13 protein-coding genes are annotated in these 13,854 nt (G+C 60.4%); 10 read left to right on the forward strand and 3 right to left on the reverse strand.

Annotation, left to right across the window (positions count from 1 at the left end; all coding sequences use genetic code 11):
* Positions 1–194: 194 nt before the first annotated feature.
* Positions 195–1,613: an aminotransferase-like domain-containing protein gene (locus AC1RP7_RS23190; RefSeq protein ID WP_489845345.1), complete on the reverse strand. Its 1,419-nt coding sequence runs from the start codon at positions 1,611–1,613 to the stop codon at positions 195–197.
* 148 nt (positions 1,614–1,761) lie between these two features.
* On the opposite strand from AC1RP7_RS23190, the gene AC1RP7_RS23195 reads away from it, so the two are divergent.
* From AC1RP7_RS23195 to AC1RP7_RS23240, 10 genes are all read left to right on the forward strand, one after another.
* Positions 1,762–2,862 (forward strand): MFS transporter, encoded by a 1,101-nt coding sequence (locus AC1RP7_RS23195; RefSeq protein ID WP_090453168.1) that lies wholly within the window; start codon positions 1,762–1,764, stop codon positions 2,860–2,862.
* 42 nt (positions 2,863–2,904) lie between these two features.
* Positions 2,905–4,185, forward strand: coding sequence for an ATP-grasp domain-containing protein (locus AC1RP7_RS23200; protein WP_492587667.1), 1,281 nt, complete (start codon positions 2,905–2,907; stop codon positions 4,183–4,185).
* Positions 4,186–4,233: 48 nt separating this feature from the next.
* Positions 4,234–4,728: a RidA family protein gene (locus AC1RP7_RS23205; RefSeq protein WP_008018868.1), complete on the forward strand. Its 495-nt coding sequence runs from the start codon at positions 4,234–4,236 to the stop codon at positions 4,726–4,728.
* Between the two features lie 83 nt (positions 4,729–4,811).
* Positions 4,812–5,297, forward strand: coding sequence for a cupin domain-containing protein (locus tag AC1RP7_RS23210; protein WP_492625002.1), 486 nt, complete (start codon positions 4,812–4,814; stop codon positions 5,295–5,297).
* Between the two features lie 243 nt (positions 5,298–5,540).
* Positions 5,541–6,185: a glutathione transferase gene (gene yfcF / locus AC1RP7_RS23215; protein ID WP_493182862.1), complete on the forward strand. Its 645-nt coding sequence runs from the start codon at positions 5,541–5,543 to the stop codon at positions 6,183–6,185.
* 32 nt (positions 6,186–6,217) lie between these two features.
* Positions 6,218–7,558: a KamA family radical SAM protein gene (locus tag AC1RP7_RS23220; RefSeq protein WP_057716349.1), complete on the forward strand. Its 1,341-nt coding sequence runs from the start codon at positions 6,218–6,220 to the stop codon at positions 7,556–7,558.
* Positions 7,559–7,589: 31 nt separating this feature from the next.
* The gene (locus AC1RP7_RS23225) at positions 7,590–8,465 is read left to right on the forward strand and encodes a branched-chain amino acid aminotransferase (protein WP_492587672.1); all 876 of its coding nucleotides are present in this window, start codon (positions 7,590–7,592) and stop codon (positions 8,463–8,465) included.
* Between the two features lie 18 nt (positions 8,466–8,483).
* The gene (locus AC1RP7_RS23230) at positions 8,484–9,242 is read left to right on the forward strand and encodes a TauD/TfdA family dioxygenase (RefSeq protein ID WP_218494961.1); all 759 of its coding nucleotides are present in this window, start codon (positions 8,484–8,486) and stop codon (positions 9,240–9,242) included.
* A gap of 67 nt (positions 9,243–9,309) precedes the next feature.
* A complete protein-coding gene (locus AC1RP7_RS23235; RefSeq protein WP_057716347.1) occupies positions 9,310–10,269 on the forward strand; it encodes a diiron oxygenase in 960 nt (319 codons plus the stop codon).
* A gap of 14 nt (positions 10,270–10,283) precedes the next feature.
* A complete protein-coding gene (locus AC1RP7_RS23240; protein ID WP_493182859.1) occupies positions 10,284–11,084 on the forward strand; it encodes an N-acyl homoserine lactonase family protein in 801 nt (266 codons plus the stop codon).
* A 248-nt stretch (positions 11,085–11,332) separates the two neighbouring features.
* Here AC1RP7_RS23240 and AC1RP7_RS23245 read toward each other — a convergent pair whose 3' ends face one another.
* Both AC1RP7_RS23245 and AC1RP7_RS23250 read right to left on the reverse strand, forming a co-directional pair.
* Positions 11,333–12,763, reverse strand: a complete 1,431-nt coding sequence (locus tag AC1RP7_RS23245; protein ID WP_493182857.1) for an aminotransferase-like domain-containing protein — start codon at positions 12,761–12,763, stop codon at positions 11,333–11,335.
* A 235-nt stretch (positions 12,764–12,998) separates the two neighbouring features.
* Positions 12,999–13,703, reverse strand: coding sequence for a hypothetical protein (locus tag AC1RP7_RS23250; RefSeq protein WP_493182855.1), 705 nt, complete (start codon positions 13,701–13,703; stop codon positions 12,999–13,001).
* Positions 13,704–13,854 lie beyond the last annotated feature (151 nt).

A 13,854-nucleotide genomic window follows, 5' to 3' on the forward strand; every position in this document is an offset into this window, starting at 1 on the left:
GGCTTTTTCATTCATGCGCGGTTGTTACAGGGGGTATCGAGCACCTTCACCACGTTATCGCTGATATCGGGTACGACGCTGAACCCTTGTGGGAGCGAGCTTGCTCGCGATGGCGGCGTGTCAGGCAACATCAATTTTGAATGTGACGGCCTCATCGCGAGCAAGCTCGCTCCCACAAGATCGGTGGTCGTCGGTTACTTGCTTTGTTTATCAAGCAACCGGAAAAACCGCTCGCGCACCTGCAAGCTGTCACTGTGCGCCACATTGAAGCGCAGGAACTGGCTGGCATCCGGCCCTTTGCTCAGCAAGGTGCCCGGCGCCAATACCATATTGTTCTCCAGCCCTTGGCGAGCCAGGTTTTCGGCATGCAGGCCCTCCGGCAATCTTGCCCAGATAAACACGCCTTCGCCGGGCAACGAGGAAAGCGAACACCCAGCCTCCGCCAACCAACTGGCCACACGACTGTTCGATTCATAGAGCCGATCCACCGTGCGCCGCGCATGCTTGGCATAGCTGCCGTCGCTGAGCATGGTGCAGGTGATCTGCTCCGCCAGTTCCGAGGTCACGCCACCGCAAGCCATTTTCAACGCGACCATCCGCGCCGCCAATTGTGGCGAGAGCACGGTGTAGCTGACCCGGCTGTTGGCGGTCAGGGTCTTGGAGAAGCCGGAGACATAACTCACGTTGTCCAGCCCGCTGGCGGCCAGGCGCGGGGTGCGGCGTTGCTGGATGTCGCAGTACAGGTCGTCTTCGACGATGTGGAAGCCATGGCGGTGGCTCAGTTCCAGCAAGCGGTAAACCTGGGCCGGGGTGAACGAGTGGCCGGTGGGGTTATGCAGCGTGCTGTTGGTCATGTACAGCACGGGTTTGTGGGCGATCAGCAGTTGCTCGAAGGCGTCGAGGTCCATGCCGTCGCAATCCCGTGCGATGGTGATGACCTTGGCCCCGTGCAGCGCCAGGTTGGCGTGCATGTTGAAGTAGCAGGGGTCGTCGAGCAGCACGGTGTCGCCGGGTTTGACCAGCAGGCGCATCAGCAGGTCGATGGCCTGCATGGTGTTGGCGGTGGTGATGATCTGGTCCACCGGCGCTTCGATGCCGAAGGTCGCCAGTTTCACCCGCAGGGCCTGGCGCAACGGCAAGTAACCGCCGGCCACGCCGTACTCGCCCATGCGCAACGACGTTGCTCGCAGGGTACTGCGCACGGCTTTCTGCAATTCTTCGGCGGGTAGCCACGAGGTCGGCAGAAAACCGCAGCCGGGGCGCAGCGCGCCGTTGTCCAGCAGCAAGGCGCGACGAATCACGCTGAGGGTGTCCTGGGGTTGCAGGTCCGGGCCGGTGCCGCTTTTCAGCGCCGCTTCGGAGCGATGCACGTAATGCCCGGAACCCTGGCGCGACACCACCAGCCCCTTGGCCCGCATGCGGTCCAGGGCATCGACCACCGTGGACTTGCCCACGTTCATCAAGTCGGAGAGTTCGCGAATCGGCGGCAGCTTGGCACCGTGGGGCAGGCCCCCGGTGCTGATGGCATGCGTCAGCTGATCGACGATCTGCTGCACCAGCGGCGCGCCGGGCTGGAATTCAATGGCGGCAATGACTGCACGTTGAACCTGCATTTTACTGGTCTCTCCGGCAGTAAAGTTCGTTGGATTCTATACGAACTTGCCCTGATCAGGACACGCCTCTCTCTCTACCATGCCCTTACAGACTTTTCTGAATGTCAGCCTTTGTCGGCGGGCGTTCACCCGGTTCCTGAGGTGCTGCATGAGTGTCGAAACAACGGTCGCGGTGGCTAAACCGGTCATTAACCTGCGGTTATTCACGATCCGGATCATCACCGCCGTCTCGCTGTTCGCGGTACTGGGCAAGGCCAACGTCTGGCTCGACACGGCCACCAACAGCATCCTGGCCCTTGGATATCGCGCCTTGTTGCTGCTGTTGCCCCTGACTTTACTGGTACTTGGCCGTCGTTCCCTGAGCGTCACGCTGCTGTGTGCCGGCCTTGGCCTGGTGCTGCTGGCGCTGACCAGCAATCAAGGCATGGTGATGTTTGCTGCCGCGTTGTTTGCCTACGGCATTGCCATTGCCGGTTACCTGATCAAGAGCGAAGCGGCCCAGACCAAGGAAGGCGCGGCCTACAACCGCGTCGCCATGAACTTGGGCAGCCTGGTGGCCGGTTTGATCCTGCTGTCGCCGCTTCTCACGCCGACGATGTTTTTCCTCGGCGCGGCGGCCTTCGTGTTGCTGTGCCTGCCGATCGCCCTCGGCGCGACATTCACCACCGAGCCGGTGGTAGCCCGCCCGGCCACTCAGGTCGGCAGCAACTGGGGCAACAAACTGCCCTGGGTGATTGCCGGGATCATCATGGGCATCAAGCTGTTCGGGGTGTTCTCGATCCTGCCACAGGCAATCCTGCTCAAGACCGGCGAGTTGCCGGCCTGGTACGGCTTGATGCTGATCCTCAACAGCGCCGTGGTGGTCTTCGCCCAAGTGCCGGTGATGAAGCTGATCGAGCGCACCGGGCGCTACAAGGTCGTGGCGGTGATCGGGATCATCGTCGGCGGTTTTGCGGTGCTGTCTTCGCCTGCCGCGTTCCACGTCGAAACCCTCGCCGGGGCGCTGGTCTGGGTGGCACTGCTGTCCATTGCCGAATGCGCCTTCAGCTACCTCGATTACTTCTCCGTCAAACAGAACAACATGTTCGTCAAGGAAGTGTCCCTGGGCGTCGGGGCCGGGCTGACCGTGTTGATCATGCGGGTGGTGCCGGCGCCGTACAACGCGCTGGTACTGGCCGCCATCGGTGCCGCAGGGATCCTGGCCTGGTACTGGCTCAACCGTAAATCCAATGCGTCGTTGCATGACTGAGTCATTGCCGTTGCGGTTTTCACTTTGCAGGTCAGGGGCATTATGAATACGACTTCATGTGTAGTAGTGGTCGGTTACAACGGCAATCGGGTGCACGACATCCAGAAACTGCGCGAGCTGTGCAAGTCGCTCTACAACGCCAGGCTCATCCTGCTGGTCGAGAAAATCCAGCCCCATGACGACCAGGTGGCCGATCACGTCTGCAGCACTTCGCTGGCGGAAGAAGATGTGGCGGCGTCCCTTGAACTGGTGGTGGGATGCCTGAATGCCGACAGCTGGAAGCTGATCGGCATACTGCCGTTCTCCGATCGCGGCGTGCTGCTCGGTGCAGCGCTGGCCACTCACTTCGGCCTGCCGGGCATTACCCCGGAAGAAGCGCGGGCGGGCCTGGACAAGCAGATCTTCCGTCGGCTCGAAGCGGCGGCCAGCACCTCCCCCGGAGATTACCGGCCGGTGTTTTCCGCGCGGGTCGAAAACCTGTCGGAACTGCGCCAGCGCGTCGTCGAACTGGGCGGCAAGGCCTTCATCAAACCGGCCTGCGAAGGTGCGAGCCGGGGCTGTCGCGTCATCCATCATCCGTCGGAATGCGATGACGCCTGGCTGGCCCTGAAGCCTTACCGCGACGGCGGCATCGTCCTTGAAGCGCTGGTGCAGAACGCCCGTGAATACAGCTGGGACTGTGTGGCCGGCAGCACCTGGGTGACGGAAAAAACCACCACCGAAGGCGCCTACCGCGCCGAGATCCAGCAAGTGGTGCCAGCGCCGTTGTCGGTGGACGTGCAGGCGCGGCTGATGGCGGCTGGCCGGCACATGTCGGCGCTGGTCTCCCAGGACAACGGTGCCTGGCACAACGAAGTGTTCCTGCGCAGCGACAACCTGACCTCGGCCGTGGAAACCAACATGCGCCCCGGCGGCATGCACATCTGGGACCTGGCCAAACGCGCCTTCGTCAATTTCGATCCGTGGGAACGCTGGGTGCGCTGGGCGGTGGAAGGCAAGACCGAACAGCATGAACCAGTGGCCCGCGGGTACTGCGGCATTCGCCTGCTCAGGGCGCCGGCCGGCGGCATCCTGCGGGCGACGCCCGACATCGCCACCGTGGCCCGTTCGCTGCGCATTGAACTGGTGGAAGGCCAGTACGCCAAGCGTATCGGTGACTCGGTCAGCGCGCAGGTCAAGGACAACTTCTCATTCATCGGCCACATCGTGTTGTTCAACGAACACTACGGGCAACTGAGCAACGACCTGTTGCGTCTGGCCGAGGTGATTGAGTCACGCATCGAGGTGACTTGCCTGGCACCGGTCACTCGCGCCGTGTGTTGAGCCAGCAAGCACCCGTTTTTTGCATTACTGATCAAGAGGGTTCGATCAATGATCCAGCACATGACCTGCGATGAACGCTTCATCGCCCTGGCCAAAGAGTTTGGTTATGACATTTACGGCGAAAACACCGCAGGCGGGCATTACGCGCCGCTGATCCGTCATCACGATGAGCTGTACATCAGCGGCCTGGTGCCGCGCATGAACGGCAAGATCCATTACCCCGGCCGCGTCGGACTGGATCTCACCATGGCTGATGCGCAGGCGGCCGCCAGCATCAGTGCGATGCGGGGGCTGGCGTTGATCGTCGATGCCATTGGTTCGCTGGACAAGATCAAGTCACTGATCCGGGTAACGGTGTATGTGAAGTCCACGGCGGACTTTGTCGATTTGAGCGAAGTGGCCAACGGCGCCTCGGATGTGTTCAGCCATGTACTGGGCGATGCCGGCAAACATACCCGCACCACGGTCGGTGTTTATCAGTTACCCAAGAATGCCGCGATAGAAGTGGACATGATTGCCGCCTTGCGCCCATCGGTTTTATAAGTTATTTCCAGACTTTACAGCGCTGAGCCGTTAATTTAAGGTTTAGCGCTAAAGTATGGGAAATAATAAGAAAGGACGTGCGAATGGATAACTTTCAAGGTGCGTTTTTTTCATATAAGGACTTTCGTAAGAGCCTGCACCATCGAACGCCAAGTCCCAAGGTATGGAAAGGCACTGAACTGACGGATATGCGCCAGACCCTTGAAGCCAGCGACGTTGATATTGTCGCGTTGGCTCATGAAAAGAGCATTGAAGGCTGTGAAGTGACGCCTGGCATGGCGATCGCCATGCAATGGCTCAACCCCGGTGTGACGCTCAACGGTCATGCCCATTCCTGGTGGCATCTGTTTGTCATCCAGTGCGGCAGCGGCGTGTTGACCCTCGGCGATGCCGACGGGGTCAACGTCAGCAACGGCGATGTGCTACTGGTACCGGCGTGGACCAGACACGGCTTCGTCAACACCAGTAAACACGAGCCTTTGGCGATGCTGAACATGAGCAATATGCCGCAAATGGCACTGCTTTCGAACTTTGCCGACAGCCATGGCCTGATCACCACCCAGCCGTAATTTCCCAGCGCATCAGCCAAGGGAGCCAACCATCGTTGGCTCCCTTTTTTGTTTTTCAGACCTGCCACCGGTATCGCCTTTTACAGCGCTATTGCCGGGATTTTCGCTGCGTATCTGTCGGTGAAAAACAACTTTCTGTATCGATTGAAACAGGCAAATTCTGTATCTATCCAGCCTTCATCCAACTAACTACGATCACTTCCAATGCACGTTAATCCCTGCAGTCAGTGAATGGAGTGTTCTATGGATAACAGGAAGCTAAAACTGTATGTCGGCGCCGATCATGTCAGCGCTTTTGCGATGTCGGCTTTTGTGGCGCTCAAGGAAAAGCAACTTTCATTTGAACTTGTTACTGTCGATCTAAAAGCACGCGAAAACTATCTGGCGACTTATCGCAATCTTTCGCTGACCTGCAAGATTCCAACGCTGGTTCACGACGATTTTGCCTTGTCGGAATCATCGGCGATTGCCGAATACCTTGATGAACTCTCCCCGGGGCATAAAAAACTCTATCCGCAGGACATTCGCCAGCGCGCCCGTGCCCGTCAATTGCAGGCCTGGTTGCGCAGTGACTTGTTGTTGGTGCGCAAGGAGCGCCCGTTTGACCTGGTGTACTTCGGCAAGAAAAACACCGTGCTGTCCGACGAGGCCCAAGCCGCCGTCGAGCGCCTGTTCTTCGTCGCCGGGTATTTGCTGGAAGAGGGCGCCGAGCATCTGTTCGGTGACTGGAGCATTGCCGACACCGACCTGGCAATCATGCTCAACCGACTGGTTGCCAACGGCGATCCGGTGCCAGCACGGCTCGAAGCGTATGTGCGTCGCCAGTGGGATCGCGACAGCGTTCGGGCGTGGATGGACATAGAGCGCAAAGCGCCGGCCATCGCGTAACAACACTCAGGGCAATCACCAGGAGCGCGGCCATGCAAGGACTGTCGGAGCACGAACGCTACAAACCCTATAACTCACGCACCATCCGCGACACACCGTACTGGCACAAGCTGACGCCGGCGTTGCAGGAGGCCATGACCGTGGTGGCCAGGGTCATGCCGTTTCGCACCAACGAATACGTGCTGGGCACGCTGATCGACTGGAACAACATTCCGGACGATCCGGTTTTGCGCATGACTTTTCCCCACAAGGACATGTTGCTGGCGGAGGAATATGCCTCGCTCAAACAACTGATCGAGCAGGATGACAGCGCGGCGATCAAGCGTCGGATCGAGGCGATCTGGCGGCGCATGAACCCGCATCCGGCCGGGCAGTTGACCCACAACGGAGTCACCCTCAACGGCAAGGTCCTGCCGGGCATCCAGCACAAGTACCGCGAGACCGTGCTGTTTTTCCCCGGCGCCGGTCAGACCTGTCACGCGTACTGCACCTTCTGTTTCCGCTGGGCGCAGTTCATCGGCGAGGAAGAACTCAAGTTCAACGCCCGTGAGTCCCAGGAGCTGGTCAGTTACCTGAGGGTGCACACCGAAGTGACCGACGTGCTGATTACCGGCGGCGACCCGATGATCATGAACACCCGCTCCCTGGCCGGTTACATCGAGCCGCTGCTGGATTTGCCACACCTGAAGAACATCCGCATCGGCACCAAGTCCGTGGCGTACTGGCCGCAGCGTTTTGTCAGCGACAAGGATGCACCTGAGCTGCTGGAGCTGTTCCAGCGCATCGTCGCGGCGGGGAAAAACCTGTCGATCATGGGCCACTACAACCACCCGGTGGAGATCCGCCAGGTCATCGCCCGCCAGGCCATCGAGCGTATTCGCTCGACGGGCGCGACGGTGCGCATGCAGGCGCCGGTGATCCGCCACGTCAACGAAAACCCCGCTGACTGGGCGGCGTTGTGGACCGAAGGGGTGCGGCTCGGGGCGGTGCCTTATTACATGTTCGTCGAGCGTGACACCGGGCCCAGCCACTACTTCGAGATGCCGCTGGCCCGGGCCTTCGAGATCTTCCAGGCGGCGTACCGCACGGTATCGGGGCTGGCGCGAACGGTGCGCGGGCCGTCCATGAGCACCTTCTACGGCAAGGTGTTGATCAACGGCATCGAGACCGTCGCCGGGGAAAAGGTCTTCGTCTTGCAGTTCCTCCAGGCACGCAATCCGCAATGGGTGTTGCGCACGTTCTACGCGCGCTTCGATCCGCAAGTGACCTGGTTCGACGACTTGCAACCGGCCTTCGGCGAGCGTGCGTTCTTCTTTCAGACCGAGCTCACTGCCGTGCCGGAATTGATACCCGTGTTGCTGGAAACGGCGTAGGAAAATTCACGAACAATGGGGAGATATGGATATGAGCAGTATCCCGTTTGATCAGCGCGAGGGCGTTATCTGGCTCGACGGCGAGTTCGTCGAGTGGTCCCGGGCGCAGTTGCATGTGCTGACCCATGGCCTGCATTACGCGAGCACCGTGTATGAAGGCGAGCGGGTCTACAACGGCAGGATTTTCAAGCTGCGCGAACACAGCGAGCGCTTGTATCGCTCGGCGCAATGGATGGACTTTGCCATCCCCTATGAGATGGCTGAACTGGAAGCGGCGAGCCATGAACTGCTGCAACTCAACAAGGTTGTCGACGGCTACCTGCGCCCGGTGGCCTGGCGTGGCAGCGAGATGATTTCCACCTCGGCGCGTTTCAACCGTGTGCATGTGGCCATCGCGTGCTGGCAGTGGCCGAGCTATTTCGACCCGGCGGCGCGCATGGCTGGTATCCGCTTGAAGACCGCGAGCTGGCGCCGCCCGCCGCCGAGCAGCAGCCCGTTCCAGGCCAAGGCATCCGGGCATTACCAGATCGCCACGCTGAGCAAGCACGACGCCGAGAACACGGGGTACCACGATGCGCTGATGCTCGACTGGCGCGGCCACGTTGCCGAGGCCACCAGCGCCAATGTGTTCTTCGTCAAAGGCCGGACGCTGCATACGCCGCTGCCGGATTGCTTCCTCAACGGCATCACCCGGCAGACCGTGATCGAACTGGCCAAAGCGCTGGACTACCAGGTGGTCGAACGCACGATTTTGCCTACAGAGCTTGGCGACTTCGATGAGTGTTTTCTCACCGGCACCGCCGCCGAAATCACCCCGGTGCAGAGCATCGATGAGCAGCACTATCGACCGGGTGACGCCTGCCGCGACTTCATCGCCGCTTACACCTCAACCGTCAACGCCGGATAACCCGCCAGGAATCTCACCATGTCAGACCAAGGGATTGTTGCGTCTCAACCTTGCATTTCGCTCGGCCATCGTCACGAAGAACTGTCGACGTTGGGCTGGACGGTGCTGACACCGGACGAATTTGCCGATGATGTCGTAGGCACCTTGTGCGAGTTCGGTCGGATCATTCCGCAGTTCAACGGCCAGACGGCCTTTGCCATTACCCGCAAGCCGGGTTACGAAGACTTGCCGTATTCCCAGAGCATGAACGGCATCGGCCCGCACACTGAAGCGCCGGTGTACGGGCCGCCTCCACGCTATCTGGCGTTGCATTGCCATAAACAGGCCAGGTGCGGTGGCGGGCACACCGGGTTGGTGGACGGCTATGAATTTCTCAAGTCTCTGGAGCGCAGTGAACCGGAACTGCGTGAGTGGCTGGATGACACGCCGGTAGAATTTGTCGCCACCGCCAAACCGGGTGAACCGGGACAGCGGCGGGTCAAGGAGTACATCCTCACGCCTACGGAGGACGGGGATATTTTCCGCTTCAGCTACAACCAGTTTCACTACGGCGACGTGAACCCGTCCAAGGAAGCGTTGCAGCAATCACTGGTGACCAACAACACCTCGCCGCTGGCCAGGTTTGCCGTGCTCGGCGAAGCGTACTTCGTCGAGCACAACGTTCCGGTGCTGATTCCCGACGGATGCCTGCTGATTTGGGACAACTGGCGGATGATTCACGCCCGCAGTCGTTACACTGACCCGGCGCGCAACCTGACCCGCTATTGGCTGGCCTGATTTTTCCGTCGCCCTACATTCTTTTGGCGTACCCCCTGGCGGGTACGCGCCTTACAGGTATCGCGTCATGCAAACAGCAATCGAGATCGCCCAGGTCGATCATCAACTGATCGTGCGGCTCAACCAGGCCTGGACCAAGCGCGCCACGGTGTGTTCGCCGGACAGGGGCCAGGTGGAGGAAGTGTTCGACCCCGCGCGGCCGGACTACCCGGAGTGCATGGTGCCGTTCTTCCATCATCCGAAATTCCAGGCCTTGAGCGACGAGCTCAAAAGCAGCGTGGTGACCTGGGGCTGGATCGGCTACAACCTGCGCACCGTCACCGCCGAAGAACACGTGGTTAACCCGGCACTCAGTGTCATCGCCAATCAGTATCTGGGCAAGGATGACTGGCATTTTCGCGAGGCCATGCAACAAACCCTGATCGACGAGCACTACCACACGCTGATGCACCTGCGCGCCATCGAACGGACCAAACTGGACCGGGCGCTGGACCAGGATCTGGACTTGCCACCCTCCGTCACTTACCTGCGCCTGAAAGCCCAGCGTGAAGCACTGCCCGAGCAATGGCAGCGGGATCTGGCGGCGATCACGTTTGCGGTGGTAGCCGAGATCAGCGTCAACGCCTATCTGGACTTGCTGGCGGACGACCAGACCATCCAGCCGCAGAACCGCCGGGTGGCCGAACTGCACAACCGCGACGAGTACGCCCACAGCAAGGTGCTGGCCGAAGTGGCGAAGGTCATGTACGCCAACATGCAGCCCACGCAACGGGAATTTTTCGCACGCAACCTGTCGGTGGCGCTGAGTGCTTTTATCGCTCAGGACTACTCCATGTGGGAGGCGATTCTGACGCAGCTCGGGGTCGAGGAGGCGGCGCTGATCATTGCCGACACCCGCGAGAGCAACAGGAACGCGACCATCATGCGTGACTACAGTGGCCTGCATAAATTGGCCCATGACCTGGGCATCAGCGACCAGATCGATTTCGACTTTCGTCCGACCCTCAAAACCACGGCGGTCGCCTGAACCCGGAGGTGCTTATGTCCACACCTGTGTACGAAGTGTTCGCCATCCGTGTCGGTGCCAACGCCCAGCGCACCGCCAGGGAGAATTTTCTCTACGACGCCTGTTGCGGTGATCCGAATGCGCCGATGCCGCTGGACTACTACTTCTGGGTCATCCGCAACGAACAGCAGGTGATCGTGGTCGACACCTGTTTCCAGCCGGCCACGGCGCACCGGCGCGATCGCCAGATGTATCGCCTGCCGGAAGAATCCCTGCGGCAACTGGACATCGATCCGGCCCGGGTCGAGCACCTGGTCCTTACCCATTTGCATTGGGATCATGCCGGCAACCTCGGGTTGTTTCCCAAGGCGACCGTGCATTTGCAGGACGCGGAGTTGCGTTTCTGCACCGGGCCGAAAATGGTCCATCGCACGGTGAACAAAACCTACGAAGTCGAGGACGTGATGTCGGCGTTGCCGCCGCTGTTCGAAGGGCGGATGCGTTTGCACGACGGTGTTGTCGAGGTCGTTCCGGGCGTGACCCTGCATCCGGTAGGCGGACATACACCGGGCAGTCAGGTGGTGCGGGTAGCGACCGAGCGCGGCTGGATTGTGCTGGCCTCGGATGCGGCGCATTTGTGGGCCAACATTCGCGGGCGAAGTCCGTTTCCGATTCTCGATGACCTGGCGCAAACCCTTGAAGCCTTCACCGAGATCGACCGTCTGGCCGACAGCGAAGACCATGTCATCCCCGGCCATGACCCGCTGATCGCCGAGCGTTTTCCGCACTGGAATGATGACCCGCATATCATTTGCCTGCACCAGAATCCGCTCTGAAGATCACCTACAACCCTGTGGGAGCGAGCTTGCTCGCGAAGGCGTCAGTTCATTCAAAATTGATGTGTCTGAGACACCGCCATCGCGAGCAAGCTCGCTCCCACATTTGGTTGCTGTCGTTCACCGATGTTGTGTCCACCGAAAGTCCCTTGTGGGAGCGAGCTTGCTCGCGAAGGCGTCAGTACATTCAAAATTGATGTGTCTGACACACCGCCATCGCGAGCAAGCTCGCTCCCACAGGGTCGCGGTCAACCCTGATTTTTCAGGATACGTCCCAACGTCTGCAGTGCCTCATCAACCCGCGGCGAATACGGCGCGCCACAGCCAATGCGCACAAAGTGATCAAAACGCCGGGCATTGGAAAAGATATCCCCAGGTGAAATCTGGATGCCGGCCTTCAACGCGTCGTGAAAAAACGTCATCGATGAATGCCAGCGAGGCAGTTCCACCCATAACAGCGTGCCGCCTTGCGGGTGGGTCACGCTGGTGCCGATGGGAAAATAACGGGTGATCGCTGCGCTCATCTGCTCGCGTTGTACGGTCAGGGTTTTCCTCAACCGCCGCAGGTAACGTTCGTAGGACGGTGTCTTCATGAACGCACTGGCCGCCAGTTGCGATAACGCCTCGCACCCGCGCGACTGCGTATGCTTGAGCATCTCCACGCGGTCGTGCCATTTGCCGGCGCTGATCCAGCCAAGGCGCATGCCCGGTGCCAGGGTTTTGTTCAGCGAGGCGCAATAGATCACGTTGTCAGTGCTATCCCAATGTTTGAGCGTGGACAGCGGCTGCTCGGTGTCCACCAGGTCGCCGTAGGTGTCGTCCTCGATCAGCACGGTGCCGTGCTCGGCGCACAGCTTCACCAGCCGTGCCTTGTTGGCGTCGGGCATGATGCTGCCCAACGGGTTTTGCAGGTTGGGGATGACGATCAGCGCCTTGACCCGTTCGGGGCCTTGCAGCAGCCGTTGCAGGGCCTGCAGATTCAGCCCGGTATGGGCCGAGGCCGGGACTTCCAGCACGCGCAGGTTCAGGCTTTCGAGAATTTGCAGCAGACCGTAGAAGGTCGGCGACTCCACGGCCACGGTGTCGCCGGGGCGGGTGACCGCACGCAAGGCCAGATTGATCGCCTCGGTGGCGCCGTTGGTGATCACGATCCGCTCGGGGGCCAGGTGGGTCTTGCTGGCCAGTGCCCGCCGGGCCAGGATGTTGCGCAATGCGCTGTTGCCGCAGGCGCCGCCCGCGGTGCCGAGCAGGCAGGCGTCGTAGCGCAGCGCCTTGATCATGTTGTCTTGCAAGGTCTTCAGTGGGTAAAGCTGCGGTGCGCAGTAGGCGCTGGCGAAATTGACCTTGATCGTCGCGCGCTGACTGGCCTTGAGCACCGCGCAGACCTGCTCATGAATGCCGACATACGCGCGGGTATCCAGCGCTGGCGCCGAGGTCGTCGGGGCGGGCCTGGGCAGGGTGTCGGGCTGGCGGATGTAGTTGCCGGAGCGTGGCCGGGCTTCCAGCACGCCATAGTCCTCCAGCTCCCGGCACACCTGCACGGCGGTCGACAGGCTGACGGCGTGTTTTTCCATCATCAACCGAATCGAGGGCAGGCGTTCACCGGTTTTCAGGGTGCCGCTGCGGATAGCGTCCAGGTAGTGGTTGGCCAGCTGGCGATACAAGGGGGGCGTGTTCATGAGGACCTCGGCAGTTGCACCACTGAGGTCTGGGCTGGAAAGTGAGTTGACGCTCCCCGCAGGCGGACCCGTGGTGCTCATGGGTGAAGGGAAGTGGTGTTCTGCGTCGATACTGGAAGAGTAATCGCGGTTTTGCCCGAATCACGGGCAATAAAAAGCCCCGCACTGATGGCGGGGCTCTTGAGTCGGTCGCTCAGGACCTTGTGGCGAGAGGGCTTGCCACAAACAACAGGTATTACTGAGCGGCGATGCTGTACCCGTCGAACGCGGTCTGCTGCTGCAGGGCGGTGATGATGTTCTTGCGGTTGACCGCTTGCTCGGCGCCGCTGTTGTCCAGGAACGTCTCGCTTTCCAGTTCCGCCTCTTCGCCTTCGCCAACGAAGGTGAAGCCGAGGAACTCCAGGGCTTCACGGTCGACGCTCAGGCGCGAGCGCGGGGTGCGCAGCGGCAGGGTGACGCTGATGCCGTCCTTGCTGATGGTGAACACTTCGACTTCTTTCTTCGCCTTGGCGGCTTTGCTCTTGCCGCCGCTCGGGTTGCTGATGGCCTGGTGGGTCTGGTTCAGCACCTTCAGGGCCAGGCCGTAGACGATTTCCTGGAACGCCGGATCGTCCTTGAAGCTGGACAGGATGCGGCTGATCGGGAATTTGCCGCTCAGGTCTTCGAGGGCGGCGATATCGGCGGCCTCGGCGTCCTTGAGCTGCTTGAGCTGGCCCATCAGTTCGTAGGCTTTATCGTCATCGAAGCTGTCGTGGGCCTGGCGGATCGCGGCGCGCAGTTCGCGGATCTGGTCGCTTTCGCGGGTGGACTGGAACGCGTCCAGCACCATCTCGCTGATGGTCTTGGCCTGAGGCACGTGTTGTGAAAGATTGATGGAGTTTTCGTATTCCGCTTTGGACGACAAGGTGACTACGGTTTCAGCGGTATTGGAATCGGACATTGAAATTTCACTACTTCTATAACTTGAATTGGGGCGAGAAAGCCTGGGGGCTTTTTCAGGTGGCCTAATCTATTGGACCGGGGCGGCGTTGTCACGGATCAACAGGCGGCCGGTCATGTTTTTGCTCCCCTGTAGGAGCGAGCCTGCTTGC

The organism is Pseudomonas sp. GW822-FHT01E03, from assembly GCF_058802985.1.